The following is a 25,612-nucleotide window of genomic DNA, read 5'->3' as shown; positions in this document are numbered from 1 at the left end:
TGGCAGGAGTCGATCCTTCTGGTCATCACCGCGATGGTGATGGCGGTGATCGTCAAGACGTTCTTCCTGCAGGCCTTCTACATTCCATCGGAATCGATGGAGCCCACGATGCTTGTCGACGACAAGCTCCTGGTTCAGAAGGTCTCCTACTGGGCAGGCGAGCCCACTCGGGGCGACATTGTCGTGTTCGACGATCCGGGCGGATGGCTTGGCGAAGAAGAATCTCGCCACGCGTCCAACCCGCTCCAGCGTGCGCTCGAGACGGTCGGCCTGTTTCCGACTGGCGGCCACCTGATCAAGCGCGTCATCGGCGTTGGCGGCGACGAGGTCGTCTGCTGCACCGAGGCCGGCAAGCTCACGGTCAACGGCACAACGCTCGACGAGCCGTACCTTCTTGACCAGTCCGGCCCTGCAAGCACCGAGAAGTTCGACGTCAAGGTTCCCGACGGCTATTTGTGGGTCATGGGCGACAACCGCGGCAACTCGGCCGACTCCCGGTCCCACCTCGGAGATCCAGGTGGCGGGTTCATCGCCGAGCAGGCGGTTGTCGGCAAGGCCTGGCTGCGCGTATGGCCGTGGAAGCGCGCCGGCATCATTCACAAGCCCTCGTCGTTCGAAGCCGTCAACGACAAATGACGCAGTTCGCCAAAGGTGCGACGATCCGGCGCGATGCCGGCTTGTACGGCTTTGAGCGCGCTCTGGCTCGCCAGGGACTGACTCCCGTGGCAGGCGTCGATGAAGCCGGTCGCGGCGCCTGTGCCGGACCTCTGGTCGCCGCTGCCGTCGTCCTGGATCGCCCGATCCCGGGCATCGCCGACTCCAAGCTGCTGACCGAGGCGCGCCGCGAAAAGTGCTTCGACCTGATCATGAAGCGCGCCGTTGACGTGTCCGTCGTGATCATCCCGGCGGCTGACTGCGACCAGATGGGTATGCACGTCGCCAACATCTCGGCTCTGCGCCGCGCTCTGGCTCGGCTGGCCGTTCGACCCGGCTACGTGCTCACCGACGGTTTCCCGGTCGACGGTCTGGGCGTTCCCGGACTTGCCGTGTGGAAGGGCGACCGGGTGGCGGCTTCGATTGCAGCGGCTTCGATCATCGCCAAAGTGACACGCGACCGGATCATGGTGCGGCTGCACGAGGACTATCCGGCATACGATTTCGCCACACACAAGGGTTACTGCACGTCGCTCCACCAGGAGAAGCTCGACGAGCACGGCCCGTGCCCAGAGCACCGTAGGCGATACGTCAACGTACGAGCAGCGATGGAAGGAGCGGGACGTGAGTAGCGAAGATCTCGAACGCTATGAGTCGGAGATGGAGCTCGCGCTCTATCGCGAATATCGCGATGTCGTCTCGATCTTCAAGTACGTCGTGGAGACCGATCGCCGCTTCTATCTCTGCAATGCCGTCGATGTGAAGGTCCGGTCCGAGACTGGTGACGCCTATTTCGAGGTCACCATGAGCGACGCTTGGGTTTGGGACATCTACCGCCCTGCTCGCTTCGCCAAGACCGTCAAGGTGCTGACGTTCAAGGACGTCAACGTCGAGGAGCTGCAGGAGTCAGAGACCCAGCTTCCGTCGGCAGACTGATTTCCACAGCTTCGCCTCTCTGACCGGTCGTCCACAGAGCAGCTTGTCACGAGACTCGTCCTGACGCGCTCCGGCGAGGCTCGGAGCATGACGTACGCGCGCAACAAGGCCATCGGGACCTTCGGAGAGAATGTCGCCGCCGAGCACCTCAGGGCGCTTGGCATGGTCATCCTGGCCCGCAACTGGACCTGCAAGTTCGGTGAGATCGACATCGTCGCGCGCGACGGCTCGACCTTGGTGATCTGTGAGGTCAAGACCCGCGGCAGCGCCGACTATGGCGGACCGTTCGAAGCCGTGACCGGTCACAAGGCCACGCGGCTGCGCAGGCTTGCGATGCACTGGCTCGAGGTGCACGACATCGAGCCGCCGAGCGTGCGCATCGACGTGGTGTCGGTGGCCCTCCGACCTCGGGGCGGACCCGTTGTCGAGCGCATTGCTGGCGTGGCCTGATGAGCGCACCCACGCACTCAGTCACGCTCGATGGGCTCTCTGGTCGGCCTATCGAGATCGAGGTCCACATTGGAGGTGGCTTGCCGAGGACAGTTCTCGTGGGACTGGCCGACACGATGGTCAGCGAGGCTCGTGACCGATGTCGGTCAGCTGTGGCCAACTCCGGTACGACGTGGCCCGATCAGCTCGTGACGATCAACCTTGCGCCGTCGACGCTGCCCAAGACTGGTTCGCACTACGATCTCGCAATTGCCCTCGCCGTGTTTGCCGCGAAGTCGCTGGTGCCCGCCGAACGACTGGCTGGCGCAGCCTTCCTCGGAGAGCTGGCTCTCGATGGTCGGCTACGGGCGATACGGGGAGTGCTGCCGGCAACCTTGGCGGCGGCCGACGCAGGCTTCGAGCGCGTCTTTGTGCCCGAGGTGAATGTGCCGGAGGCCGAGCTCGTCCGAGGGATCTCCGTCGTGGGCGTGCGCTCATTGCGTCAAGCAGTGGCCTTGCTGACGGGCGCCGAGGAACCAGATGACCCGCCGGTGCCGCCACTCGACGAGATTCCGGGTATGTCCTGGACGTCAGCCGAGCGTCTGGCGCATCTCGACCTCGCTGACATCGCCGGTCAGGAGGACGCTCGCATGGCGTTGGTGATCGCGGCGGCCGGCGGCCACCACATGCTCATGACGGGTCCGCCCGGCATCGGCAAGACGATGCTTGCTCAGAGGCTGCCGGGTCTGCTGCCTGATCTCACGCACGATCAATCCCTCGCGGTCAGTGCCGTTCATTCGGTTGCCGGAGTGCTGCCCAGCGATGCACCGTTGCTCAAGCGACCGCCGTTCCTCGACCCACACCACACCGCCAGTGCCGTATCGATCGTGGGTGGAGGTAGCAAGGTCATCCGACCGGGCGCACTGTCACTCGCCCACAATGGCGTCCTGTTCCTGGATGAGGCGCCCGAGTTCGCCTCCAACGTCCTCGAGGCGCTGCGCCAGCCGCTCGAGAGCGGTCATGTGGTGGTCTCCAGGGCCGCGCTCACCGCTGCCTATCCCGCACGGTTTCAGCTCGTGCTCGCGGCCAATCCATGTCCGTGTGGATTGGCCAGTTCGGTGAGCGATCAGTGTCGGTGTTCGCCGCTGAGTCGTCGCCGCTACGCGGATCGGTTGTCAGGACCTATTCGGGACCGCATCGACATCCATCGCTCGTTGTCAGCACTGGCTCGCCCCGAGCTCGCAACAGCGCTGTCAGGTGCACGTTCGACTGCCGAGCTCGCCGACAAAGTTGTTGAAGCCCGTGAGCGACAGAAGCGCCGTCTCAATGGCTCGCCATGGACGCTCAACAGCGCCGTTCCAGGCGTTGAGCTGCGCAAGCAGTGGCCCGTCAGCGAGGAAGGGCGGGTGATGATCGACCAGCAACTGCGCACCAACAAGCTCAACGCGCGCTCCGCCGACCGCATCTTGCGTCTCTCGTGGAGCGTGGCGGACCTTCATGGTCACGACGTTCCGACCGGCGATGACGTGGACACGGCGTTGTCGCTCAGGCGCGGGACTCCGCTCGGCAGCGCGATGCGCGACCTGGTGCAGGCCTCATGACGGAGAAGCAGGATCGTCTTGCGCTGAGCTTGATCGCCGAGCCAGGTGACCCTCGACTTCGCGACCTGCTCGAGCAGCACGAACCCGGGCGCATCGTGGCAGCAGCGCGGAGCGCCTCGGGCATGCGAGTCCCAGCGGTGTGGCGTGAAAGGGCGTTGGGCATCCGGACCGCGCTGGACGAGGTCAAGGCCAGAGCCAAAGCGAACGACCTGCGATGGCTGTGCCCCGGCGATTCGGCTTGGCCCACCTCGTTGTCGGACCTCGATCACCTCGAGCCGCTACATGGCACAGCCGGGGCTCCGATCGGTCTGTGGATACGCGGCACGGGCAGTCTTGCGCAGCTCTGCAATGAGAGCGTGGCGATCGTGGGAGCTCGAGACTGCACGACCTATGGAGCCGAATCAGCGTCGGAGCTCGCGGCGGACTGCACGGCCGCAGGCTTCAGGATTGTCAGCGGAGCGGCATTCGGAGTCGACGGTTGCGCACACCGAGGCGCATTGCTGATGAACAAGCCGACCGTCGCAGTTCTCGCGTGCGGCGCCGACGTCGACTATCCGGCGGGACACGGTGCCTTGATCGCAGAGATAGCAAAGACTGGACTGGTGGTGAGCGAGCAGACGCCTGGGGCGCATCCGCTCAAGGGTCGTTTCTTGTCGCGCAACCGGATCATCGCCGCCTTGAGTCAAGGCACCGTGGTCATCGAAGCGGCGGTGCGCAGCGGTTCGCTCAACACGCTCAATTGGGCTGACCAGCTCGGCCGCACAACGATGGCCCTTCCCGGACCTGTGACCTCGCGCCAGTCATCAGGCACGCACGAAGCCATCCGCTCGGGCAAGGCCGTGCTCGTGACCAACGGCAAGAATGTCGTCGAAGAACTCCGAGGTCTGGGAGCCGAGTCGTCCTCTCCGGAAGCCGGTCCCCGCACGGAGTTCGACCGTCTACCGCCGGCAGCCCGTAGGACTCTCGACGGACTGGACTGGAGTCGCGGACGCTCGCTGACGGAGATCGCCTCCGGGGTGCGTCTCACAGCACGCGAAGTCCTGACCTCGCTCGACCTGCTCGAGCGGAGGGGCCTGGTCGTACGTTTTGGGGTGGGCTGGATCCTCGCGCGGCGCGCCGACGTCGGCTGACTGGTGGGGCCTCGGCGATGACTTGCCGATTCAGTACTTGCCCAACGTGGCGAGTTGGGGACACGACGAACCTCCCAGGGCGCATGATGGGCTGACCGAGGAGGCACATGACCAGTCGGCGGTGGCAGCTGTACCTGGGCGGGGGCGTGTTGGCGCTGATCGCCTATCCAGCAATGCCTTCAGGCATCCCGCAAGACGTGTTCTACGTGGTCGTCGGGGCCTCGTGTGTCGCAGCCATCATGATCGGGGTCCGGCTGCGCCGCCCTAGCCGGAGACTGCCGTGGATGCTCATGGCCGGGGGTCTGCTCGCGTGGGTCTTGGCGGACGCGCTCTACAGCTGGTACGAGTCGGTGAGCCACGTCGATCCGTTCCCGTCGCCTGCCGACGCGCTCTATCTCGCTGCTTACCCGCTTCTGGGCGCCGGGTTGGCGGTGCTGATTCGTCTGCGTCGTCGAGGGCCGGACCCTTCTGGGCTGATCGACAGCGTCATCGTCACGATCAGTTTCGGCCTTCTGTCGTGGGTTCTTGTGGCCGAGGCGCTTATCAATGGAACCGACGCTCCGTTGATTGACCGGCTGGTTGCCGTTGCCTACCCGGCCGGCGACATTCTGCTGTTGGCGCTGCTGGCGCGTCTCATCACCACGGCTGGGGTGCAAACTGTTGGGTTTCGGTTCCTCGCCGCAGCAGTCGTGCTCCAGATCGTCGCAGACAGCTTGTTCGCCGCTACCGACCTGAGTGGTGGCTACCACGAGGGGCTGGACCTCGTTTGGCTTGCTTCTTATGTCCTTTGGGGTGCGGCGGCGCTGCACCCCTCGATGTCTCAATTGGGTGAACCGAACGCGCAGGAGCCGCAGCCCCTCAGCCGCGGACGCGTCATCGCTTTGACCGCTGCCGTGCTGGTCGCCCCCCTCACGCTGGCAGCCCAGCTGGCCTTGGGCGACCCAGGGGACGCTTGGGCAGTTGTGGTCTGCTCGACAGCCCTCTTCCTGCTTGTTGTCGGTCGGATGGGTCTGGCGATCCGAGAGGTCGTCGCCACGGCTTCGCAGCGTGACCAGCTGCAGGGCGTGCTGTCCCACGAAGTCGCGCACGACCCTCTCACTGGACTCGACAACCGTGCCTCGGTGCTCGCGCAGATCGAGGCCGCTCTGCATCGTGGACAGCGCGCAGGCACGCAATCGGCGCTGCTGTTCGTCGACCTCGACCGGTTCAAGGCCGTGAACGACAAATTCGGGCATCGCGTGGGCGACATCGTGCTGAGCGAGACGGCGCGACGGATGCGCGAGTGTGTCCGCGGCGGCGACACGGTTGGTCGTTTGGGCGGCGACGAGTTCGTCGTGCTGCTTGAGCTGCTGAGCTCCGAGACTGAGGCAGTCGACCTGGCCGACCGAATCGTTGAGTCTCTGGCCAGGCCGTTCACAGTCGGCGGGGTTACCATCACCGTTGGGGCCAGCATCGGCATCGCCTACAGCATGGATGCGGGGACGAACGCCACGCAGCTGCTGCACGAGGCCGACGTCGCGTGCTACTGCGCGAAGGCGGCCGGACGTGGTCAATCGCATGTGTTCGGTGACGCGCTTCGCCGCGAGCTCAACGAGCAAAGTGCGCTCGAAACTGCGCTTGGCCTAGCTCTCACGAACGGGGAGTTCGCCCTGTTCTACCAGCCGGTCGTCGCAATCGACTCCGGTGTCGTCGAAGGGTACGAGGCACTGATCCGATGGAATCGGCCGGGGCTTGGTCCGCAGCAACCCGACACCTTCATCCCGGTGGCCGAAAAGTCTGACCTGATCTGCGAGATCGACCGTTGGGGACTACAGGAGGCAACTCACCAGCTCGCTCGGTGGACCGACGAAGAGCCCGACCGATACGCGGACCTGACAGTCGCAGTCAACATCTCGGGCAGGCACCTCACAGATGCCGGCATCGTCAGCGACGTCACCAGCGCGCTCGCCAGCTCTGGACTGGCCGCTCACCGCCTTGTGCTCGAGATCACCGAGTCTGTGCTCATCGACGTGCCGGCCGCTACGACCCATCTCGTCGCGCTAAGGAAGATAGGCGTCTTGATCAGCATTGACGACTTCGGCACCGGCTACACATCCATCGCGCAGCTCCAGCGACTCCCGGCCGACGTGCTCAAGATCGACCGGGAGTTCGTCACGGCCACGACGGCTGCATCGCGCGACTTGCTGATGCTCATGGTCAATGCCGCACACAGCTGTGGCCTGGTCGTGGTGGCTGAGGGAGTCGAGACCGTGGACCAGCTCGAGGCCCTGCGTGGCCTGTCGGTCGACCTGGTGCAGGGGTTCCTGTTCTCACATCCCCAGCCGGCCGACGTCGTCGAGGGACCGGCCGGCACCGGTCGCGACGTTCCGCGGTCGAGTATGTGAAGGCGGTCGCTGGGTTCTGGTGCGGCGCGCCGACGTCGGCTGAACGTGACTACAGCTCGGGTCCCAGCGTCGGCTTCTGCGGGATGCTCGTAGCCAGCTCCTTGAGCTCGACAAAGATCGTGTGCGTGGCCGTCTTGCCGACGTTCTCGCCTGAATGCGTCTGAGCCGGTAGCCACGTCGCGAGGCCGGCAGTCAGAGAGACTTCACGTTGTTGGTCTCCGACGCTGAGGCGGCGATCGAAGGCGGAGAGAGTGACCATCACGCTGTCCGGATGGCTGTGCGGTGTGGTGCGGTCACCCGGTTGGTCGCGGTACTCGAGTACGCGCACTCGGTCGTTCTCGAATACCACCGTGTAGAGATCGGGGTTGGTCGTGGTCGGATCGTCAGTCATACGTCATTTCAGCCCATATCGGTGACGACGTAAAGGCATCAGAAGCGTGCTCGCGGCGCGCCGACGTCGGCTGACTGGCGGCGCGGCGCACACTGGAGTCAATGACCGAGTCGACCCAAGACGAGCTCGGCGAGGCGTGGGCGCGCGTCCTCGCCGAATACGAGCGCCATCTGGTGTCTGAACGTGATCTGTCAGCGCACTCGGTGCGTGCCTATGTCGCCGACCTCCACTCCCTGGCGGTGCACGCGGAGCGCCTCGGCGTCACCGAGCCGTCCGGCATGACGATTCGGACGCTCCGAAGCTGGCTCGCCAATCTGCAGACCCTCGGCAAAGCGCGCACGACGATGGCTCGACGAGCTGCGTCGGCTCGCGTGTTCACCGCATGGTTGGTGCGAACTGGACGCGCCTCAGCAGATCCGGGTGCACTGTTGGCCAGCCCAAAAGCTCGGCGTGAGCTTCCGGATGCACTGACGCAGACCGAGATGCGTGCCGTTCTCGATGCATCTCTCGCCGAGCTGGCCGACGAGGGACCGCGTGGACAGCGCGATCTGGCGATCCTCGAGCTGCTCTATGCGACTGGCATCCGTGTTGGTGAGCTCGTGGGACTCGACGTTGACGACCTCGATCGAGGCCGCCGTGTCGTCCGGGTGTTCGGCAAGGGCCGCAAGGAGCGTTCAGTTCCCTACGGCGCTCCAGCTGCGGACGCGTTGGAGCTCTGGCTGCGCAGCGGTCGTCCCGCGATGACGTCCGGCGATCCAGCGGTGTTCGTGGGTATGCGGGGGAGCCGCATCGATCCGCGCGCCGTACGACGGATCGTGCACGAACGGCTGGGCGCCGTCGAGGGGGGGCCGGACCTTGGGCCACACGGTCTGCGTCACACGGCGGCGACGCACTTGCTCGAAGGCGGCGCGGACCTGCGCAGCGTCCAGGAGATCCTCGGGCATGCCTCGCTGGGTACGACCCAGATCTACACCCACGTCAGCAACGAGCGCCTCAAAGCAGCGTTCAAGCTCGCTCATCCAAGGGCCTAAAGGAACTTTGAGGGGTTCACCGCGCGGTCGTTCTTGATGACCATGAAGTGCAGATGGCACCCGGTCGACAAGCCGGTGTTGCCTGACCGGCCGATGACCTCACGGCGGCCCACTCGTTCGCCGATCGAGACTGACTGTCTGCTCAGGTGGTTGTAGGACGTCTCGAGGCCCGGGCGATGTCTGACGACGATCCGCTTCCCGTACGCGCCGCTGCGGGAGCGCCGCACCACGGTGCCCGCGGCAGCCGCATGCACCGGTGTGCCGCAGGTGACACCGAAGTCAGTGCCGTCATGAAGCTTCCGCACACCGGTCACGGGGTGGACTCGCATCCCGAAGGCAGACGTGATGGGACCGCCAACGGGTCGATCGAGAGAGCCGTTGCCCCCAGCAGGAGGTGCAGGCGGCTTGCCGTGAGGATCGATGAGTCGGAATCGACCGCCGGCGAGCAGCTCGAGTGGATCGAGATAGTCCTCGCCCACAACTCTGCCGAGATGCAAACACGGCCCGGCGCAATGACTCGGCGAGCCGAGCAACGTACCGATGGCCTGTCCGGCCGAGACGGCGTCGCCGACTTTGAGACGTGAAGAGACTGGTTGGTAGGTCGACCGTTCACGCCCGTGCTCAATGGTCACGACTGGAGTGCCAGCCACGGGTCCGACGAATGCCACTCGACCGGCAGCGACCGCACGTACGGTGTCGCCGGCCGAAGCGGCCAGATCGACGCCTCGATGACCAGGACCGTAGGCGCTCGCCGGCTTGTCGAATCCCTCTTTGACGTCGCGCCCTGGGAGCGGCCAGGTCCAGGGCTCCGAGCCATCGGCGGCTGCAGCACCACCCGGAACAAGCGAAGCCAGCACAAGGACGGCAATGAGGAACGAGCGACGATTCATCCCGCAAGCCAAGACCGGTCAGTCCGGAGGGGCGGCCCTTGTGATCCAAGTTGGGGAATTCAGGCTGGGGAGGGGCAGTTGTGGATTTCGCGGGGAACGTACCCGTGCCCTAGACTGGGCGCAATCACTTCGCAAGAGGTGAAATTCGCGCGCCTGTCTCCGTATGACGCGAAAGCCGAATGCGGACGCGGTCCTGGTCTCCCCTAGGGGAGTGGGCCGTGCAGCAGGCGCCAGGTCACCGCCAACCGGCGGTGAAGACAACCAGGATGTGGCACGCACGTGCCACAAGGAGAATCATCATGGCAGTAGTCACTATGCGCCAGCTGCTCGAGAGCGGCGTTCACTTCGGGCACCAGACCCGTCGTTGGAACCCCAAGATGAAGCGATTCATCTTCACCGAGCGCAACGGCATCTACATCATCGACCTCCAGCAGTCGCTCGCGTACATCGACGCCGGCTACGAGTTCGTCAAGACCACCGTCGCCCGTGGCGGCACGATCCTGTTCGTCGGCACCAAGCGCCAGGCGCAGGAGCCGATCGAGGAGCAGGCCAAGCGCGTCGGTATGCCTTACGTCAACCAGCGTTGGCTCGGCGGCATGCTCACCAACTTCCAGACGATGCACCAGCGCCTTCAGCGTATGAAGGAGCTCGAGGAGATCGACTTCGACGACGTCGCAGGCTCCAACCGCACCAAGAAGGAACTCCTTCACATGAGCCGTGAGTACGCGAAGCTTTCGCGCACCCTCGGCGGCATCCGCGACATGGGCCGCACCCCGGCCGCTGTCTGGATCGTCGACACCAAGAAGGAGCACCTCGCGGTTGACGAGGCCAAGAAACTCGGTATCCCGATCATCGCGATCCTCGACACCAACTGCGATCCCGATGACGTCGACTTCCCGATCCCGGGCAACGACGACGCCATCCGTTCCGTTGGCCTCCTGACCCGCGTCATCGCCGACGCCGTTGCCGAGGGCCTCATCGCCCGCGGTGGCAGCAAGACCGGCGAAGAAGCCCCCGGCACCGAGCTCGGCGCCGAGGAGCCCCTGGCTGACTGGGAGCGCGAGCTCCTGGAGTCGAAGGCCGCTGAAGCTGCCGCCGAGGCGCCCGCCGCCGACGCTGCCAAGGCTGACGACGCTGAAGCGCCCGCCGCCAAAAAGGCTCCGGCCAAGAAGGCTGCTGCCAAGGCCGATGACGCTGAGGCTCCTGCCGCCAAGAAGGCTCCGGCCAAGAAGGCTGCTGCCAAGGCTGACGACGCTGAGAAGCCCGCCGCCAAGAAGGCTCCGGCCAAGAAGGCTGCTGCCAAGGCTGACGACGCTGAGAAGCCCGCCGCCAAGAAGGCGCCCGCCAAGAAGGCCGCCGCCAAGTAGGCGACCACTCCACCCTGAAAAGCGAGAACACGTACATGGCAATCACTGCCCAAGAGGTCAAGAAGCTCCGCGACGCCACCGGCGCAGGAATGATGGACGCCAAGAAGGCGCTCACCGAGACTGACGGAGACTTCGAGAAGGCGATCGAGGTCCTGCGGATCTCGGGCGCCGCGAAGGCTGCCAAGCGCTCCGAGCGTGAGGCAACCTCCGGACTCGTTGCAAACTTCGGCAGCGCAATCGTCGAGCTCAACTCCGAGACCGACTTCGTCGCCAAGAACGAGCAGTTCATCACCCTCGCCGAGGACCTCGCAGTCCTCGCCGACAAGACGAAGCCTGCCGACGCTGCCGAGTTCGCCAGCGCCACTCTCGACAGCGGCAAGACCGTTGCCGAAGCGGTCGCCGACCTCGCCATCGTCATCGGCGAGAAGATCGAGCTCGGTCGCGTTGCGAGCTTCGCCGATGGCAGCGTCGTTTCGTACATGCACCGTCGTGCCAGCGACCTGCCGCCTGCAGTCGGCGTGCTCGTCGAGTTCGACGGCGACAGCCACGACGTCGCCCGCGGCGTTGCGATGCAGATCGCCGCGATGCGTCCTCGCTACCTGACTCGCGAAGACGTTCCGGCTGAGGTTGTTGCCAAGGAGCGCGAGATCGCCGAGGCTACGTCGCGTGAAGAGGGCAAGCCCGAGCAGGCGATCGCCAAGATCACCGAGGGTCGCCTCAACGGCTTCTTCAAGGACAATGTCCTGCTCGAGCAGGCGTCGGTCCAGGACAACAAGAAGACCGTCAAGGCACTCTTGGATGAGGCAGGCGTGACCATCAAGCGCTTCGCCCACATCGAGATCGGCGCCTGAACCACACGATCAACCGCTCGACCCTGGAGGCTGAAATGGACAACGCCCAGCTCGTCAACGATTCAGCCTCCGACAAGCGATTCAATCGTGTGCTCCTGAAACTGTCCGGCGAGGCCTTTGGCGGCGGCAAGATCGGTATCGATCCTGACGTCGTCAACGGCATCGCCCACCAGGTGGCCGAGGCAATTGCCGAGGGTGTCGAGGTGGCCATCGTGGTTGGCGGCGGCAACTTCTTCCGTGGAGCCGAGCTCAGTCAGCGGGGCATGGACCGTTCGCGCGCCGACTACATCGGCATGCTCGGCACGGTGATGAACTGCTTGGCATTGCAGGACTTCTGCGAGAAGCTCGGCATCGAGACCCGCGTTCAGTCGGCCATCACGATGGGCCAGGTCGCCGAGCCCTACATCCCGCGCAAGGCGATTCGTCACCTCGAGAAGGGTCGCGTCGTGATCTTTGGTGCTGGCGCCGGTATGCCGTACTTCTCCACCGACACGGTCTCCGCGCAGCGTGCGCTCGAGATCGGTGCCGACGCGGTGCTGATGTCCAAGAGCGGTGTCGACGGTGTCTACTCGGCCGACCCGCGTACGAACCCTGACGCCAAGAAGTACGACGAGATCACCTTCGATGACGCACTGCGCATGGGGCTCAAGGTCGTCGACGCGGCCGCGTTCGCGCTGTGCATGGAGAACAAGCTCCCCATGATCGTCTTCGGCATGGACGGCGAGGGCAATATCGCCCGCGTCCTTCGTGGTGAGAAGATCGGAACGCTGGTCCACGCCGCCTAGGCGCAAGGACCGACCAGAACCGGATGGAGACATCGTGATTGACCAAACCCTGCGTGACGCCGACAGCAAGATGGAAAAGGCTGTCGAGCACACCCGCGAGGAGTTCGCCGCGATCCGTACTGGACGCGCCCACCCGGCGATGTTCGCCCAGATCACGGCCGAGTACTACGGCCAGCAGACGCCACTCAACCAGCTCGCCGGCTTCCAGGTTCCGGAGCCCCGCACGGTCGTCATCCAGCCGTACGACGCCGGTGCCAAGGCCGCGATCGAGAAGGCCATCCGCGAGTCGGACCTCGGCGTCAACCCGAGCGACGACGGCAAGGTCCTGCGCGTCACGCTGCCGGAGCTGACCGAGGACCGCCGCAAGGAGTACATCAAGCTTGCCAAGACCAAGGCCGAAGAGGGCCGGGTCGCCGTACGCGGAGCTCGCCGCAACGCCAAGCAGACTCTCGACAAGGCCGAGAAGGACTCCGATATCAGCAAGGACGACAACGCTGGCGCCGAGAAGCGCCTCGACGGTCTGACCAAGAAGCACGTCGACACGATCGACGACCTGCTCAAGAACAAAGAGGCAGAACTCCTTGACATCTGAGTCGTCGGAGCAAGCTCCGGCGGAGGCAGAGAAGCAGAGTCGCGCTGGTCGCAATCTCCCGGCCGCGATCGGTGTCGGCGTCAGCCTTGGCGCGATGGTTGTCGCGTCGCTGTTCCTGGTCAAGGACGTGTTCGTCGCGGTCGTCGTGATCGCGCTGGGCATCGGCCTGTGGGAGCTCGCCCGGGCGTTCGCCAAGGCTGACATCCACATCCCGTTCCTGCCGATCGTCACCGGCGGCACCATCATGCTGGTGGGCGCCTTCTACGGCGGCATGGAGACGGCGGCCGTTGCCATGGCGCTCACGGTGATCGGCACCCTCGTATGGCGCCTTGCCGAGGGCGTCGACGGATTCGTGCGCGATGTCAGCGCTGGCATCTTCTCGCTGTCGTACCTCTACCTCATGGGCGTGTTCGTCCTGCTGATGCTGATCGAGGAAGACGGACCTTGGCGCATTGTCGCGTTCATCGTCGCCACGATCGCCTCCGACACTGGCGGCTACATCGCCGGAGTCCTGTTCGGCAAGCATCCGATGGCCCCGACCATCAGCCCCAAGAAGTCCTGGGAAGGCTTCGCCGGCTCACTCATTGTCGGCATCGCCGCCGGTATCGGCACGGTTGTCTACGGTCTGGACGGTCGCTGGTGGGTCGGCGCGATCCTCGGCGTCGCCGGTGTCGTCTTCGCAACGCTCGGCGATCTGTCGGAGTCGTTGATCAAGCGTGATCTCGGTATCAAGGACATGGGTGATCTGCTCCCGGGCCACGGTGGCTTGATGGATCGGCTCGATTCGCTGATCGCAGTCGCTCCCATTGCGTGGCTGATTCTGCACACGCTCGTCGACGTGTCCTGACAGTCTGCTTCCCATGCCACTGTCAGACGGCGATCACATTCGCGGCCTCCTTGGGACCTACTGCCGCTTGATCGACGCGGGCGACTTCGCCGGTATCGGGCAGCTGATGGCCGATGCGGTGTTGATGACCGAAGACGGCACGGTCGTCGCAACCGGCGCGGACGAGGTGGCGAACCTCTACAGCGGGATCGTCGCCGTGCACGAGGACGGGACCCCAGGCACCCAACACGTCGTCGTCAACACGACGCTTGAGGAGATCGACGGCGGTGCCATTCGTGCGCGTTCTGCTTATGTCGTCTTCCAGGCAGTCCCCGACCTGCCGCTTCAGCCCGTGGTGACTGGCTCGTACGTCGACACGTTCGAGACTGGTTCGACCGGCACGTGGCGATTCGTCGAGCGCAGATTTGGCATTGGCCGATCAGGCAACCTCACCCATCATCTAGCCCCAGGAGTCATCGGATGACCGAGTCCAACCCCCGCGTCGTCGTTGTCACCGGTGCAGCTTCTGGCATCGGCTACGCAACCGCTGAGCTGTTCCGTGACGAAGGGGCGATCGTCTTCGGTCTCGACATCGCGCCGACTGTGCCCGACGGGGTGACCTACGTCGAGTGCGACGTCAGCGACCGTGGATCGGTCGATGCCGCCATCGAGCAGTGCGCCCAGCATGGACGGATCGACGTCCTCGCGAATGTGGCTGGCATCGTGCAGTTCGGCAGGTTCGAGGAGATCGAGGAAGACTTGTGGGATCGGGTCCATGCCATCGATCTCAAGGGCCCGTTCATGATGATGCAGGCCGCCTTGCCCCACCTCAAGGCGTGCAACGGCAATATCGTCAACGTCTCCTCCGTTGCAGGCAATGCCCCTCAGCCGTACTCCGTTGCCTATGCTGCGGCGAAGGGTGGTCTGACCATGATGACGCGGTCGCTGGCCCTCGAGCTGACGCCGAGCAACGTCCGAGTCAACGCAATCTGTCCTGGAACCGTTGCCACTCCATTGGTGGACGCAGTGGCGGCCACCTTCCCGCCTGACCTCGAACCTCGACTGATGGAGCGGATCTTCGGGATGCTTCCCGGACCGCCCATCACCCCGACGGAGCTCGGCTCCGCGATCGTCTATCTCGCCTCGCCCTCGGCGCGAATGATCACCGGCGCCGTCCTGGCGTTCGACGCAGGCATGAGCTGATCCCTGCGAACAGGGCCTGTCGCTGACGTACGAAACATGGGCATGCAAAGGTGATTCCGTGCTCCACGACCTGAGGCGACGCCGGTGACCGCGCTGAAGGACTATTCCGCCGCGGTGACCCAGCCGACGCTGACCGGCGACGCCACCCGATACGACGAGGTTGTCGCGCCGGACGGCAGCCTGCGCACGGCGTGGAAGGGTCTCGCCGAGACGGCGGTCCAGCTCACCGAATCTGACCTCGTACGCGTCACCGGCGACATCGAGCGGATGCTGGCTGACGACGGCGTCACCTACACCCCGCCGGAGCAGTCACCCGGCCCGTGGCGGCTCGATCCGATCCCGCTCGTCATCGACGCCGCCGAATGGACTCCGCTCGAGATCGGCCTGGCGCAGCGTACGGAACTGCTCAACGCCATCCTGGTCGATCTGTATGGCCCGCAGCGACTCCTCTCGTCCGGAGTGCTTCCGCCAGCGCTCGTGTTCGGGCACTCAGGATTCCTGCGTGTGTCAGCGCGGGCATCGGCTCACGATCCGTGGCCGCTGTTGCTCGCCGCCGCCGACCTCGGCCGGAATGCGGCAGGGGAGTGGCAGGTCATCGCCGATCGCGCCCAGGCACCCTCCGGCATCGGCTTCGCGATGGAGAACCGGCGCGTCATCTCCCGCGTCATGCCCGAGCTCTACCGCCAGGCCGGCATGCATCGGATGGCACCGTTCTTCCAGGCGCTCCGGACGACGCTGATGGAGGCCGCACCCAACGACAATCCAGACCCTCGTGTCGTCGTTCTGTCGCCCGGAACGCACTCGGAGACGTCGTACGACCAGGCGTTCGTTGCGTCGATGCTCGGCTTCCCTCTCGTCGAGGGCAGCGACCTGGTGATGCGCGAGGGGTCCGTGTGGGTGCGGGTGTTCGGCCGACTTCAGCGGGTCGACGTGATCTTGCGACGAGTCGATGCCGCGTGGAGCGATGCGCTTGAGCTGCGCAAGAACTCTCAACTCGGCGTCGCCGGACTGTCGGAGGCTGTGCGCCGTGGCACGGTGCGCGTCGTCAACGGACTCGGGGCAGGCGTGCTCGAGAACCCGGGCCTCCTCCCGTTCATGTCGGCGATGTGCGAGACCTTGCTCGACGAGCCGTTGCGCATCCCTTCGGTGCAGACCTACTGGTGCGGTCTGCCCCGATCGCTGTCGTTCGTCGAGGACAACATCGAGGATCTCGTGATCAGGGCGATCGACAACCCGATCGACCTTGGTCACCTGACTCCTGACGCGTTGCGAGAGCTCATTCGTGCCGAGCCGCACCGCTACGTGGGGCAGGAGTCGCTGTCGCTGTCGCAGGCACCGTCATACGGTTCGCGCGGCATACGGCCGCAGGCGCTGACCTTGCGTACGTTCACGCTGCGCTACGGGTCGACGTACCGGCCGCTGATCGGTGGGCTCGCCAACGTCATCGGCGAGGGCGCGGCGGCATCCAGCAAGGACGTATGGGTACTCAAGGAACGTCCCGAGGACGCCGACCAGGGCCTGTCTGAGGTTCTGCCGATCACCCAAGGGCGCGCGACAGCTGCGATGGTGCCGCGCGTGCTCGAGGACATGTTCTGGTTCGGCCGGTATGCCGAGCGGGCCGAGGACATGTTGCGACTGGTCATTGCGACGCACGCAAGCGCGGAGGACAACGCGAGCCGTCCGAACTCCGCCGGTGGTGCGAGTCTCGCCGTACTGCTCAGCGCGATCACCCGGTTGAGCGGCTCGCCGTTCGAACGCGACCGGTTGGATGCCAACTTCCGCTCGCTGCTGCTCGACAAGGAGCGTCCGGGATCTGTTGCCCAATCGATCGGGTCCCTTCGCGAAGCCGCACAAAGCGTTCGTGACCAGCTCTCGCCCGATGTGTGGCACGCGTTCAGCTCGACGGAGCGGGCATCCGCTGCGCTGACGAGCTATCACTACAGCCATCAGGTCTCGGAGAGCGCCGGCCGGATGCTGACAGGCATCCTCTCGCTGCAGGGGGTGACGGCCAACATGATGCGCGATCCCGGCTGGCGGATGATCAGTGCTGGACGAGTCGTCGAGCGGGGACTGCAGCTGAGCCACTTGCTGCGCGCAACCACCACCGTGCGTCGCGGTATCGATGTGGACCGCGAGATCAACAATGCCGTGCTGTCGATCGCCGAGAGCGCTGTCACCCACCGCCGCCGCTACCGCGGTTACGTACGCCTCGCCGGCGTGCTCGATCTGCTCCTGATGGATGCTGACAACCCGCGTTCGCTGGCGTTCGGCATCAGTGAGCTGCGTGAGCATCTCGCCGCGATGCCGGGCTCGACCGGCGCGACTCGCCCGGAGCGGCTGCTCGACGATCTTGCCCACGAGCTGGCCCGTGCTGACATCGCGGCCCTCGTCGCTGTGGAGGGCGAGCGTCGCCCCAACCTTGAACGGTTCCTCGACGGCTACGTCAGCCAGCTCTCGCGGGTCGCCGAGGCTATCGGCGAGCTGCATTTCGCCGTTGGTCCGGCACCGCGTTCGTTCGGCTTCGGAGGCGTCTCATGAAATACGAGGTCTCGCACCGCACGACGTACTCGTACGACGAGGACGTCAGCGACAGCCTCGGCATCGCCTACCTGGTGCCGCGTGAGCTGCAGTGGCAGCGGGTGCTGGAGCGTGAGCTCGTCATCGAGCCGGTGGCGATCGATCGTACGGAGGACCTCGACTTCTACGGCAACACCGCCACGTACTTCCAGGTCACGACGGCCCACAAGAACCTCGACATCCTCGCGACCAGCAGGGTCGAGGTGGATGCGCCGACGTATGACGACCGCGCGCTGGCCACGCCGTGGGAGCAGGCGATCCCGTCCGCGCGTGACGACGTCGCTGACGCGTGGCGCGCCCAGGACTTCGCCCTGCCGTCCACTCTTGCTGATCACACTGCGGAGGTGAAGGCGTACGGCGCCGAGTCGCTGCTGCCCGGCCGCCCGATCGGCGAAGCCGTCACTGACCTGATGCATCGCATCCACACCGACTTTCGCTACGACAAGACCGCCACGACCGTGACATCGCGGATCGATGATGTCTTCGCGCAGCGCGCGGGTGTGTGCCAGGACTTCGCGCACCTCACGGTCGCCGGCCTGCGCACGCACGGTCTCGCAGCCCGTTACGTCAGCGGCTACCTCGCCACCCAGCCTCCGCCGGGCAAGGAGCGAGTGTTTGGCGCTGATGCAACTCATGCGTGGGCGGCCGTATGGCTGCCAGATGGCAGTTGGCTCGCCGTGGACCCGACGAACGATCAGTGGGCCAACGACAGGTACGTGACGCTGGCGTGGGGTCGTGACTATGCCGACGTGCCGCCGGTCAAGGGCGTCATCTTCACCGAGGCCAAGACCTCTTCGCTGAACGTCGAGGTAGATGTCGCCCCGGTATGACTCGACGATTCGGGCGAACGCCGCCTGAATGAGAGAATGGGGGACGTGTCCTCCGTCAATCCGAATCCGCTGCCGCTCGTCTTCGAGCAGAAGCGCGGTCGCATCAAGCCTCCACGGCATCTCGCCGACCTGACGGCGGAAGAACGCACGGCAGTCGCAGAAGCTCTCGGCGAACCTGCGTTCCGCGTCAAGCAGGTTGCCAACCACTACTACAGCCGCCTCGAGCGCGACCCGGCCAACATGACCGACCTGCCTGCCGCGAGCCGCGACCGTATCGTCGCCGAGCTCTTGCCGACACTGCTCAACCCGATTCGCACGATGGAAGCTGACAAGGGCACCACGGTGAAGTCGCTCTGGAAGCTGTTCGACGGTGCGCTCGTCGAGTCGGTGCTGATGCGCTACACCGACCGCGCCACGATCTGTGTCTCCAGCCAGGCAGGCTGCGGCATGGCGTGCCCGTTCTGCGCGACCGGCCAGGGCGGTCTCGAGCGCAACATGAGCTGCGCGGAGATCGTCGACCAGGTCCAGGATGCAGCGGGCAAGATGTCCCGCGGCGAAGTTGCCGGTGGCCCGGGCCGCCTGTCGAACGTCGTGTTCATGGGCATGGGCGAGCCGATGGCCAACTACAAGGCCGTCATCGGAGCCGTACGTCGCATGGTCGCGCCGGCACCTGACGGTCTCGGTATGTCGGCCCGCAACATCACCGTCAGCACCGTTGGACTGGTGCCTCGCATGAAGCAGCTCGCCACAGAGGGCATCCCCGTCACGTTGGCACTGTCTCTCCATGCACCCGACGATGAGCTCCGCAACGAGCTCGTCCCGATCAACACCCGCTGGTCGGTCCACGAGGCCGTCGAAGCCGCGTGGGAGTACGCGCAGACGACCAAGCGTCGCGTGTCGATCGAGTACGCCATGATCAAGGACATCAACGACCAGGGCTGGCGCGCCGACCTGCTCGGTGACGTCTTGCAGTCGTACGGCGACTGGGGCTGGGTGCACGTCAACCTGATCCCGCTCAACCCGACCCCGGGCTCGATGTGGACCGCATCGCGTCCCGAGGACGAGCGCGAGTTCGTACGTCGACTCATCGCCAAGGGCATACCGACCACGGTCCGTGACACCCGCGGCAGTGACATCGATGGTGCCTGCGGCCAGCTCGCCGCCGCCGAATAGCTAGCGACTGCGCAGCCCTAGCGGGCTAGATCAGCGCGGGCTTCTTGACGAGCAACTCGACGTTCCGGTCCTGCGGGGTTCCCGACGCGTTGCTGCCGCGACCCTGGGGATCGTTGGCGGCAAGCTCACGGGCGAGTCCGGCGAGGGCGACCGTCGAGGTCAGCGGCCCAGTCGGACCGACCGTGCCAGCGTGGTCGAGCATCGTGGTGAAGATCGAGAGCGATCCGTCCTGGTTGTCCAACAGCTCAATCAGTCGCGACTGCTGCGGGAAGTCGATGTGCGATGCCGTGTTGATCTCCCAGAACCCGGTGCCACCGGTGGCGGCCTTGTGAGCCCACACCTGGTTGCGGTGCGTGTGGCCGTTGACCCAGGCGATCACGTTGGGGTTGGCGAGCAGGAGCTCGACGACTGCCGGGCCGAGCACGCGCTGCTCAAGATCAAGGCCGGTCGCGATGAGCGGGTTGGTCATCGTCCCGGACGTGTGGTGGCTGAAGATCATCACGTACTTGTTCTTCGAGTTGGCCAGCGTTGTCTTGAGCCACGCCATCTGCTTCGTGCCGAGCGAACCTTCGGCGTAGCCGTTGGGGTTGACCGAGTCGAGCACTATTCCGCGGAACAGACCCTTGTCGAACGTGTAGTAGGCCGTGCCCTTGGTCTTGTTCTCCGCGGTGAAGCCGTGACCAACCGGTCCGGGAGTTGCGCTGGTGTTGAAGTGCTCCGCGATGACCTGCTTGCGCGTGAGCACCTTGCGCTTCGGGTCGTACTTGACGAGCCTGGCGCTGGCGAGACCTGCTGCGGCAACGAGGATGCTCGGATCGGCTGCTGTGAGGCTGGCCATGACGTCCGCCTGTGACAGACCGGGAGGAAGTGCGGTGGCCTTGAGCGGTCCAGTGGCGATGATGCCAAGCTGCAGTGCGGGCGGGAAGTTGCCTTGTACGAGCCCGTCGTGGTTGCCGAAGACGGAGTACCACGGCATCTTGATGCCTTCGGCCTTGAACGGAACGCGTGCGGCGTTCAGCAGACCGGTGACCTGCGGGAACCCGAACCGGGTCTTGTAGATGTCGTTGGGCTTGTTGGCGGGAGCAGGATCCGGGTGCCAGTAGTGGACGTCGTAGTCGACATTGTCGGCGACGCCTTGGTACTTCGTCAGGTCGCCTGAGTCTGGCGTGACGGTCTTGCCGTCGAGGATGTCGATGTTCCAGCGGAACTCGTTGAGCTGGCAGTTGTCGGAGTTGTCGCCGGTCTGGATGGCGAACGCCAGCGGGGCGCCCTTGACCGGACCGTACTTCGCCTTGTTGACGGCCTGGACCATGGCATCGGCGGTCTGCAGCGTCAGCATTTCCTGCGGCCGGTAGCTCGACTGCAGCAGATTGAGGGTCGGCTCGCCGCCGGAGTACTTGTCCTCCAGGCGGTCGACGTACTCAAGGCGCATCGGTGACTGCGCGTCAACGATGTGGACGTCGGTCAGGTGCGCGAATGCGGTGACCGACTGGCGGCCGGAGATCGGTGTGGAGCTGGCGGGTACGCCGAGGTCGGTGCGCGCGGTGTGGGGCTCGTTCGACGCCTCGACAACCGGCGCGTAGCCGCCGGGGCCTGGAGCGCCACGTACGAGCGTGCCAGCGAGAGTCGTGACTGGGGGAGCGGTCTGACCCTCCACAGCCCACGCGGCCGGCGAGAGCGCCAAGTCCGTCAGGGCCATCGCCCCGCCGATGACAACGCCAGATTGAATCAGTTTGCGACGAGACAGGTCCATGGTGAAGTAACGATTCAATGTCAGTGAAGTGACGGCTATATGAGTCTCAGGTCACATCGGGTCGCCGAACGGGTTGCGGGTGTGGCACGCAAGGATGATGGGACCCAGATTCAGGCACCAAGGAGAACCATGCTGAGTGCGACCACAGATGGCGATGTCGTCATCCTCGAGCTGCAGCGCGAGGAGCGACGCAATGCGCTCAACCTCGAGCTGTGCCGTGAGATCCACGCTGCCGTCGACCAGGCTGTCGATGGCGGCGCAAGGGTCATCGTCATCACGGGGCAGGGGTCAGCGTTCTGCGCTGGTGCCGACCTCGGCGGCGTGTACGGCGACGAATTTCTCGAGGCTCTCTACGGGATGCTGTCGCGCCTGACCAAGGTGCCGGTTCCGCTCATCGCTGCGGTGAACGGGCCCGCGATTGGTGCTGGCACGCAGCTCGCGATGGCGTGTGATCTCAGGGTCGCCGACGTGACCTCGAAGTTCGCCGTTCCGACCGCGCGCAACGGTATGGCGGTCGATGCGTGGACGATCCGTACGCTGGCCGCTCTTGCTGGCGGAGGTACGGCACGACGCCTGATGCTCGGCGCAGAGTCGCTCAACGTCGAGTCCGCCCTCGCCGTGGGCCTCGCAGATCGCGCTGGCACGCTTGCCGATGCGATCGCCTGGGCACATGAGATCGCCGAGTTCGCACCACTCGCACTCGCGCACAACAAGCTCATCCTGAACAGCTCATCGGCCGATGATGCGGCGATCGACGCCAGCTTCGCGGCTGTCTGGGCCAGCGAGGACGTACGAGAGTCTGCCGCCGCACGCGACGAGAAGCGCCCGCCGAAGTTCATGGGTCGCTGATGACCAGCCTCGTGTTTCGCGCGCTCGACAAGCACGTCGTAGCCGGGCTTGCTGACGACACCGCCGTCCAGGACGAGCGTGGACCGTTGTCGTACGCCGAGCTCACCCACGAGTCGGCCTGTGTTGCGGGTGCTATCAGCCATCTGGGGGTCGAGCGCGGTACTGAAGTTGCGATCGACATCCCGAGGGGTCGAATCCTGGCGATCGCCGTCCTCGCGTGCGCGCGGCTCGGCGCCGTGCCGGGTGCTGGCGGTGCTTATCGATTTGAGGGCGAGACGTTCCACACGCCCGACACCGAGGTCGCGTGGGATCTGCTGATGCGGGCAGGTCGTTCCGAACCGGCACCAGCTCCTCACAACGACCCCGAAGGTTATGAAGCGCTGATGCGAGAGGCGTTCGACGACCTGTTCAGCGCATTGCTCGCTGGCGGGACGGCTACCTAGTACCCCAGGCGTAGGTCTGCTTCTCGAGCTGCAAGTAGACGAACGTCTCGGTCATGAGCACGTTGTCGACGGCGCTGATCTGCCCGGACACGATGTCGAGCAGCTCGTCGTCGCTCTCGGCCACGAGTTCGGCCAGGATGTCGAATCGGCCGGTGGTGATCACGATGTAGTCGAGCTGCTCCATCTTCGCGAGCTCTGCGGCGACCTTGCGGACATCGCCTGACACCTTGATGCCGATCATGGCCTGACGGGCAAAGCCCATCTGCATTGGGTCCGTGACGGCCACAACCTGCATGACACCGCTCTCGATGAGCTTCTGCACCCGATGCCGGGCGGCCGACTCGGACAGTCCGACCTGCTCCGCGATCGCGGAGTAGGACAGACGACCGTCGCCCTGGAGCAGCTCGATGATCCGCTTGGATATGTCGTCCAGTTGAGCCTTGATGGTCAGCTTGGCGTCACTCATGCCGCCATTGTGCCGCACGAAAGTCGAAACGTGACGAATTCATGTCCGCAACGCATTTGTAGCGCTGGAATCCCTTGTCTTGAGCGGTTGATCTTGCGACTATGAGTGCCTCACAGAGACAGGGATCGAAGATGACTGACGTGGACCGGCGAACACTGTTGCGAGGCATCGGAGGAATTGCGGCGCTCAGCACAAGCGCCCTCGTGCTGGGCGGATGCGGCACATCTGGCAGCAAGCAGGACGCGGCCGATTGCATCTCGAAAGACCTGTCAGGGAGCGAGAAGAAGCTCATCGTCTCGAACTGGCCCGAGTACATCGACGAGGACGACGATGGCTACACCTCGACCCTCACCGAGTTCGAGAAGGTGACCGGCATCAAGGTCGACTACACCGCCGACGTCAACGACAACGACGAGTTCTACGCCAAGGTCAAGAACCAGCTGGGCGCCTGCACTTCGACCAAGCGCGACATGTTCATGCTGACCGACTGGATGGCGGCCCGGATGATCCAGTCGGGCTGGATCCAGAAGCTCGATGCGGCCAAGGTGCCCAACCTGCACGCCAACATCATCGACGGGCTCGCGAACGTCGGCTGGGACAAGAACCGTGAGTATTCCGCGCCCTGGCAGAGCGGCTTGACCGGCATCGCCTACAACAAGTCGAAGGTCAAGGAGGTGAGGTCGTTCGACGAGCTGCTCACCCGCAGCGACCTCAAGGGCCGCATCTCGCTCCTGAAGGAGATGAACGACACGATGGGCTTGATGCTGCTGTCCGAGGGCGCAGACCCCTCCGACTTCAGCGACGACGAGTGGCAGAACGCCTTGGACAAGCTCGCCAAGGCCAAGAGTGACGGTCAGATCCGGGCGTTCACGGGCAACGAGTACATCCAGGACCTCACCGCCGGCAACGTCGTCGCGTGCGAGGCGTGGTCAGGAGACGTCGCCGCGGCAGAGGACGAGAACCTGGTGTTCGTCCCAGCCGAAGAAGGGCTGATGATCTGGGCCGACAACATGCTCGTGCCCAACAAGGCGACCCACAAGGGCAATGCCGAGGAGTGGATCAACTACTACTACGAACCCGAAGTCGCGGCCAAGCTGGCGGCGTTCGTCTGGTACATCTGCCCCGTCAAGGGCGCGAAGGAAGCCATGGAGAAGGTCGACCCGAGCCTCGTCGACAATGAGCTGATCTTCCCGACCGAGAAGACGCTCTCGCAGACCCACCCGTTCATGGAGCTCAATGCGAAGAAGCAGCGCGAGTACTCCCGTGACTTCAAGGGGATCAGTGGTTAGCGCGGCAGAGACCCCGCCGGCACCCTCCGGTTCGCGCTCGCTGCGACTCTCACAGCTCACGAAGGAGTTCGCCGCTTTCACGGCGGTGAAGTCGCTTGACCTCGAGGTTCCGCAGGGATCGTTCTTCGCCCTGCTGGGCCCTTCCGGCTGCGGCAAGACGACGACGCTCCGTATGGTCGCCGGGCTCGAGACGCCGACCTCGGGCACGATCCACCTCGGCGACAAGGACGTGACGTACGACAAGCCGTACAAGCGCCCGGTCAACACGGTGTTCCAGAACTACGCCCTGTTCCCGCACCTCGACATCTCCAAGAATGTTTCCTTCGGTCTCGAGCGCCGCGGCGTCAAGGATGTCAAGAAGCAGGTCGCAGAGATGCTCGAGCTCGTGGAGCTGACATCTCAGGCCCACAAGAAGCCGGCGCAGATGTCGGGAGGGCAGCAGCAGAGAGTGGCTCTCGCTCGTGCCTTGATCAACCAGCCCGAGGTGCTCTTGCTCGACGAGCCGCTCGGCGCCCTTGACCTCAAGCTGCGTCGCGGTATGCAGATCGAGCTCAAGCGCATCCAGACCGAGGTGGGTCTGACATTCGTCCATGTGACGCACGATCAGGAAGAGGCCATGACGATGGCCGACACCATCGCGGTCATGAACCAAGGCGTGATCGAGCAGATGGGTGCGCCCAGCGACCTCTACGAGAACCCGCGTACGACGTTCGTCGCGAACTTCCTCGGCCAGTCCAACCTGATCGCCGCCGATATCCAAGGTCGCGAGGGCGGCCAGGTCAAGGTACGTGTGCAAGGCGCACTGGCCTCGATCCCGGCCGAGCGGGCGCATGCGGAGTCCGGCAGCGGCTGGCTTGGCATCCGGCCCGAGAAGGTACTGATCGCCGAGGCCGGCCAGCCGATCGACGCACCCGGCGACGTCATCACGGGCGGCTTCATCACGGATGTCAGCTTCGTCGGAGTGAGCACCCAATACATGGTCAAGATGCCGTGGGGCCAGGAGCTCATGGTGTTCGAGCAGAACACCGGGTCGCGCCGCATGCTGTCCGTCGGCACCAAGGTCGACATCTCGTGGCGGCCGGAGTACGCCTTCCTGCTCGACGCGAGCCAGGACGCGCACGCCGGCATCGAGGAGGACTAGTGGCGGCGACGCTCGATGACG

The 25,612-nt window shown here is 64.9% G+C and carries 26 protein-coding genes; 22 read left to right on the top strand and 4 right to left on the bottom strand.

The window, feature by feature from the left end:
* The 7 genes from lepB to V6M39_RS05820 all read left to right on the top strand — a co-directional run.
* The coding region (gene lepB / locus V6M39_RS05850; protein ID WP_332642808.1) for a signal peptidase I at positions 1-636 on the top strand (636 nt) is incomplete at its 5' end.
* Entirely contained in the window at positions 633-1,286 is a 654-nt protein-coding gene (locus V6M39_RS05845; RefSeq protein WP_332642807.1) for a ribonuclease HII, read from the top strand. The genes lepB and V6M39_RS05845, both read left to right, overlap by 4 nt.
* Positions 1,279-1,590 (top strand): DUF2469 domain-containing protein, encoded by a 312-nt coding sequence (locus tag V6M39_RS05840; RefSeq protein ID WP_309971011.1) that lies wholly within the window; start codon positions 1,279-1,281, stop codon positions 1,588-1,590. The genes V6M39_RS05845 and V6M39_RS05840 overlap by 8 nt, the downstream gene beginning before the upstream one ends.
* Before the next feature lie 87 nt (positions 1,591-1,677).
* On the top strand, positions 1,678-2,040 hold the full coding sequence (locus V6M39_RS05835) for a YraN family protein (RefSeq protein WP_332642806.1): 363 nt from the start codon (positions 1,678-1,680) through the stop codon (positions 2,038-2,040).
* On the top strand, positions 2,040-3,620 hold the full coding sequence (locus V6M39_RS05830) for a YifB family Mg chelatase-like AAA ATPase (RefSeq protein WP_332642805.1): 1,581 nt from the start codon (positions 2,040-2,042) through the stop codon (positions 3,618-3,620). Before V6M39_RS05835 ends, V6M39_RS05830 begins: the two co-directional genes overlap by 1 nt.
* Complete coding sequence (dprA, locus tag V6M39_RS05825) at positions 3,617-4,750, top strand: DNA-processing protein DprA (protein WP_332642804.1); 1,134 nt, start codon at positions 3,617-3,619, stop codon at positions 4,748-4,750. The genes V6M39_RS05830 and dprA overlap by 4 nt, the downstream gene beginning before the upstream one ends.
* Positions 4,751-4,857: 107 nt before the next feature.
* Positions 4,858-7,134, top strand: a complete 2,277-nt coding sequence (locus tag V6M39_RS05820) for a putative bifunctional diguanylate cyclase/phosphodiesterase (protein WP_332642803.1) — start codon at positions 4,858-4,860, stop codon at positions 7,132-7,134.
* A gap of 49 nt (positions 7,135-7,183) precedes the next feature.
* Here V6M39_RS05820 and V6M39_RS05815 read toward each other — a convergent pair whose 3' ends face one another.
* Complete coding sequence (locus V6M39_RS05815) at positions 7,184-7,525, bottom strand: cupin domain-containing protein (RefSeq protein WP_332642802.1); 342 nt, start codon at positions 7,523-7,525, stop codon at positions 7,184-7,186.
* A gap of 101 nt (positions 7,526-7,626) precedes the next feature.
* Here V6M39_RS05815 and V6M39_RS05810 point away from each other — a divergent pair, with 101 nt between their 5' ends.
* Positions 7,627-8,556 carry a tyrosine recombinase XerC gene (locus V6M39_RS05810; protein WP_332642801.1) on the top strand — a complete coding sequence of 310 codons (930 nt, stop codon included), beginning with the start codon at positions 7,627-7,629 and terminating at the stop codon, positions 8,554-8,556.
* On the opposite strand, the gene V6M39_RS05805 is transcribed toward V6M39_RS05810, so the two are convergent.
* Positions 8,553-9,446: a peptidoglycan DD-metalloendopeptidase family protein gene (locus V6M39_RS05805; protein ID WP_332642800.1), complete on the bottom strand. Its 894-nt coding sequence runs from the start codon at positions 9,444-9,446 to the stop codon at positions 8,553-8,555. The two genes, V6M39_RS05810 and V6M39_RS05805, sit on opposite strands and share 4 nt — an antisense overlap.
* Before the next feature lie 299 nt (positions 9,447-9,745).
* Here V6M39_RS05805 and rpsB point away from each other — a divergent pair, with 299 nt between their 5' ends.
* The 10 genes from rpsB to rlmN all read left to right on the top strand — a co-directional run bounded on the left by rpsB (position 9,746) and on the right by rlmN (position 19,650).
* On the top strand, positions 9,746-10,813 hold the full coding sequence (gene rpsB / locus V6M39_RS05800; RefSeq protein ID WP_332642799.1) for a 30S ribosomal protein S2: 1,068 nt from the start codon (positions 9,746-9,748) through the stop codon (positions 10,811-10,813).
* Between the two features lie 35 nt (positions 10,814-10,848).
* Positions 10,849-11,664 (top strand): translation elongation factor Ts, encoded by an 816-nt coding sequence (gene tsf, locus V6M39_RS05795; RefSeq protein WP_332642798.1) that lies wholly within the window; start codon positions 10,849-10,851, stop codon positions 11,662-11,664.
* A gap of 35 nt (positions 11,665-11,699) precedes the next feature.
* Complete coding sequence (gene pyrH / locus V6M39_RS05790; RefSeq protein ID WP_332642797.1) at positions 11,700-12,449, top strand: UMP kinase; 750 nt, start codon at positions 11,700-11,702, stop codon at positions 12,447-12,449.
* Between the two features lie 37 nt (positions 12,450-12,486).
* Positions 12,487-13,041 carry a ribosome recycling factor gene (gene frr, locus V6M39_RS05785; protein WP_332642810.1) on the top strand — a complete coding sequence of 185 codons (555 nt, stop codon included), beginning with the start codon at positions 12,487-12,489 and terminating at the stop codon, positions 13,039-13,041.
* A complete protein-coding gene (locus V6M39_RS05780; protein ID WP_332642796.1) occupies positions 13,031-13,888 on the top strand; it encodes a phosphatidate cytidylyltransferase in 858 nt (285 codons plus the stop codon). Before frr ends, V6M39_RS05780 begins: the two co-directional genes overlap by 11 nt.
* Positions 13,889-13,901: 13 nt before the next feature.
* On the top strand, positions 13,902-14,351 hold the full coding sequence (locus V6M39_RS05775; protein WP_332642795.1) for a nuclear transport factor 2 family protein: 450 nt from the start codon (positions 13,902-13,904) through the stop codon (positions 14,349-14,351).
* On the top strand, positions 14,348-15,070 hold the full coding sequence (locus V6M39_RS05770) for an SDR family NAD(P)-dependent oxidoreductase (RefSeq protein ID WP_332642794.1): 723 nt from the start codon (positions 14,348-14,350) through the stop codon (positions 15,068-15,070). Before V6M39_RS05775 ends, V6M39_RS05770 begins: the two co-directional genes overlap by 4 nt.
* 84 nt (positions 15,071-15,154) lie before the next feature.
* Positions 15,155-17,608 carry a circularly permuted type 2 ATP-grasp protein gene (locus V6M39_RS05765; RefSeq protein WP_332642793.1) on the top strand — a complete coding sequence of 818 codons (2,454 nt, stop codon included), beginning with the start codon at positions 15,155-15,157 and terminating at the stop codon, positions 17,606-17,608.
* Positions 17,605-18,477: a transglutaminase family protein gene (locus tag V6M39_RS05760; RefSeq protein ID WP_332642792.1), complete on the top strand. Its 873-nt coding sequence runs from the start codon at positions 17,605-17,607 to the stop codon at positions 18,475-18,477. The genes V6M39_RS05765 and V6M39_RS05760 overlap by 4 nt, the downstream gene beginning before the upstream one ends.
* A gap of 36 nt (positions 18,478-18,513) precedes the next feature.
* A complete protein-coding gene (gene rlmN / locus V6M39_RS05755) occupies positions 18,514-19,650 on the top strand; it encodes a 23S rRNA (adenine(2503)-C(2))-methyltransferase RlmN (RefSeq protein WP_442880696.1) in 1,137 nt (378 codons plus the stop codon).
* Positions 19,651-19,675: 25 nt separating this feature from the next.
* Here the strand turns inward: rlmN and V6M39_RS05750 are convergent, their stop codons facing one another.
* Complete coding sequence (locus V6M39_RS05750; RefSeq protein ID WP_332642790.1) at positions 19,676-21,349, bottom strand: TIGR03767 family metallophosphoesterase; 1,674 nt, start codon at positions 21,347-21,349, stop codon at positions 19,676-19,678.
* Between the two features lie 183 nt (positions 21,350-21,532).
* On the opposite strand from V6M39_RS05750, the gene V6M39_RS05745 reads away from it, so the two are divergent.
* Both V6M39_RS05745 and V6M39_RS05740 read left to right on the top strand, forming a co-directional pair.
* Positions 21,533-22,252: an enoyl-CoA hydratase gene (locus V6M39_RS05745; RefSeq protein WP_332642789.1), complete on the top strand. Its 720-nt coding sequence runs from the start codon at positions 21,533-21,535 to the stop codon at positions 22,250-22,252.
* Positions 22,252-22,695 carry an AMP-binding protein gene (locus tag V6M39_RS05740; protein ID WP_332642788.1) on the top strand — a complete coding sequence of 148 codons (444 nt, stop codon included), beginning with the start codon at positions 22,252-22,254 and terminating at the stop codon, positions 22,693-22,695. Before V6M39_RS05745 ends, V6M39_RS05740 begins: the two co-directional genes overlap by 1 nt.
* Here V6M39_RS05740 and V6M39_RS05735 read toward each other — a convergent pair.
* Positions 22,688-23,161 carry an Lrp/AsnC family transcriptional regulator gene (locus tag V6M39_RS05735; protein ID WP_332642787.1) on the bottom strand — a complete coding sequence of 158 codons (474 nt, stop codon included), beginning with the start codon at positions 23,159-23,161 and terminating at the stop codon, positions 22,688-22,690. The two genes, V6M39_RS05740 and V6M39_RS05735, sit on opposite strands and share 8 nt — an antisense overlap.
* Positions 23,162-23,292: 131 nt before the next feature.
* Between V6M39_RS05735 and V6M39_RS05730 the strand changes: the two genes are divergently transcribed.
* Together V6M39_RS05730 and V6M39_RS05725 are read left to right on the top strand one after the other, a co-directional pair.
* The gene (locus V6M39_RS05730) at positions 23,293-24,450 is read left to right on the top strand and encodes an ABC transporter substrate-binding protein (RefSeq protein ID WP_332642786.1); all 1,158 of its coding nucleotides are present in this window, start codon (positions 23,293-23,295) and stop codon (positions 24,448-24,450) included.
* A complete protein-coding gene (locus tag V6M39_RS05725) occupies positions 24,443-25,591 on the top strand; it encodes an ABC transporter ATP-binding protein (protein WP_332642785.1) in 1,149 nt (382 codons plus the stop codon). The genes V6M39_RS05730 and V6M39_RS05725 overlap by 8 nt, the downstream gene beginning before the upstream one ends.
* Positions 25,592-25,612 lie beyond the last annotated feature (21 nt).

The sequence above is a fragment of the Aeromicrobium sp. genome (assembly GCF_036675695.1).
Lineage (GTDB): Bacteria > Actinomycetota > Actinomycetes > Propionibacteriales > Nocardioidaceae > Aeromicrobium.
This window is presented reverse-complemented; position numbering and strand designations above follow the sequence as displayed.

What these genes read in the sequence shown, in the direction of transcription:
- V6M39_RS05845 (WP_332642807.1), top strand. Translation starts at nt 633, where the DNA reads ATGACGCAGTTCGCCAAAGGTGCGACGATCCGGCGCGATGCCGGCTTG.
- V6M39_RS05835 (WP_332642806.1), top strand. Translation starts at nt 1,678, where the DNA reads ATGACGTACGCGCGCAACAAGGCCATCGGGACCTTCGGAGAGAATGTC.
- V6M39_RS05830 (WP_332642805.1), top strand. Translation starts at nt 2,040, where the DNA reads ATGAGCGCACCCACGCACTCAGTCACGCTCGATGGGCTCTCTGGTCGG.
- dprA (WP_332642804.1), top strand. Translation starts at nt 3,617, where the DNA reads ATGACGGAGAAGCAGGATCGTCTTGCGCTGAGCTTGATCGCCGAGCCA.
- V6M39_RS05820 (WP_332642803.1), top strand. Translation starts at nt 4,858, where the DNA reads ATGACCAGTCGGCGGTGGCAGCTGTACCTGGGCGGGGGCGTGTTGGCG.
- V6M39_RS05815 (WP_332642802.1), bottom strand. Translation starts at nt 7,525, where the DNA reads ATGACTGACGATCCGACCACGACCAACCCCGATCTCTACACGGTGGTA.
- V6M39_RS05810 (WP_332642801.1), top strand. Translation starts at nt 7,627, where the DNA reads ATGACCGAGTCGACCCAAGACGAGCTCGGCGAGGCGTGGGCGCGCGTC.
- V6M39_RS05805 (WP_332642800.1), bottom strand. Translation starts at nt 9,446, where the DNA reads ATGAATCGTCGCTCGTTCCTCATTGCCGTCCTTGTGCTGGCTTCGCTT.
- rpsB (WP_332642799.1), top strand. Translation starts at nt 9,746, where the DNA reads ATGGCAGTAGTCACTATGCGCCAGCTGCTCGAGAGCGGCGTTCACTTC.
- tsf (WP_332642798.1), top strand. Translation starts at nt 10,849, where the DNA reads ATGGCAATCACTGCCCAAGAGGTCAAGAAGCTCCGCGACGCCACCGGC.
- pyrH (WP_332642797.1), top strand. Translation starts at nt 11,700, where the DNA reads ATGGACAACGCCCAGCTCGTCAACGATTCAGCCTCCGACAAGCGATTC.
- V6M39_RS05775 (WP_332642795.1), top strand. Translation starts at nt 13,902, where the DNA reads ATGCCACTGTCAGACGGCGATCACATTCGCGGCCTCCTTGGGACCTAC.
- V6M39_RS05770 (WP_332642794.1), top strand. Translation starts at nt 14,348, where the DNA reads ATGACCGAGTCCAACCCCCGCGTCGTCGTTGTCACCGGTGCAGCTTCT.
- V6M39_RS05760 (WP_332642792.1), top strand. Translation starts at nt 17,605, where the DNA reads ATGAAATACGAGGTCTCGCACCGCACGACGTACTCGTACGACGAGGAC.
- rlmN (WP_442880696.1), top strand. Translation starts at nt 18,514, where the DNA reads ATGGGGGACGTGTCCTCCGTCAATCCGAATCCGCTGCCGCTCGTCTTC.
- V6M39_RS05750 (WP_332642790.1), bottom strand. Translation starts at nt 21,349, where the DNA reads ATGGCCCTGACGGACTTGGCGCTCTCGCCGGCCGCGTGGGCTGTGGAG.
- V6M39_RS05745 (WP_332642789.1), top strand. Translation starts at nt 21,533, where the DNA reads ATGCTGAGTGCGACCACAGATGGCGATGTCGTCATCCTCGAGCTGCAG.
- V6M39_RS05740 (WP_332642788.1), top strand. Translation starts at nt 22,252, where the DNA reads ATGACCAGCCTCGTGTTTCGCGCGCTCGACAAGCACGTCGTAGCCGGG.
- V6M39_RS05735 (WP_332642787.1), bottom strand. Translation starts at nt 23,161, where the DNA reads ATGAGTGACGCCAAGCTGACCATCAAGGCTCAACTGGACGACATATCC.
- V6M39_RS05730 (WP_332642786.1), top strand. Translation starts at nt 23,293, where the DNA reads ATGACTGACGTGGACCGGCGAACACTGTTGCGAGGCATCGGAGGAATT.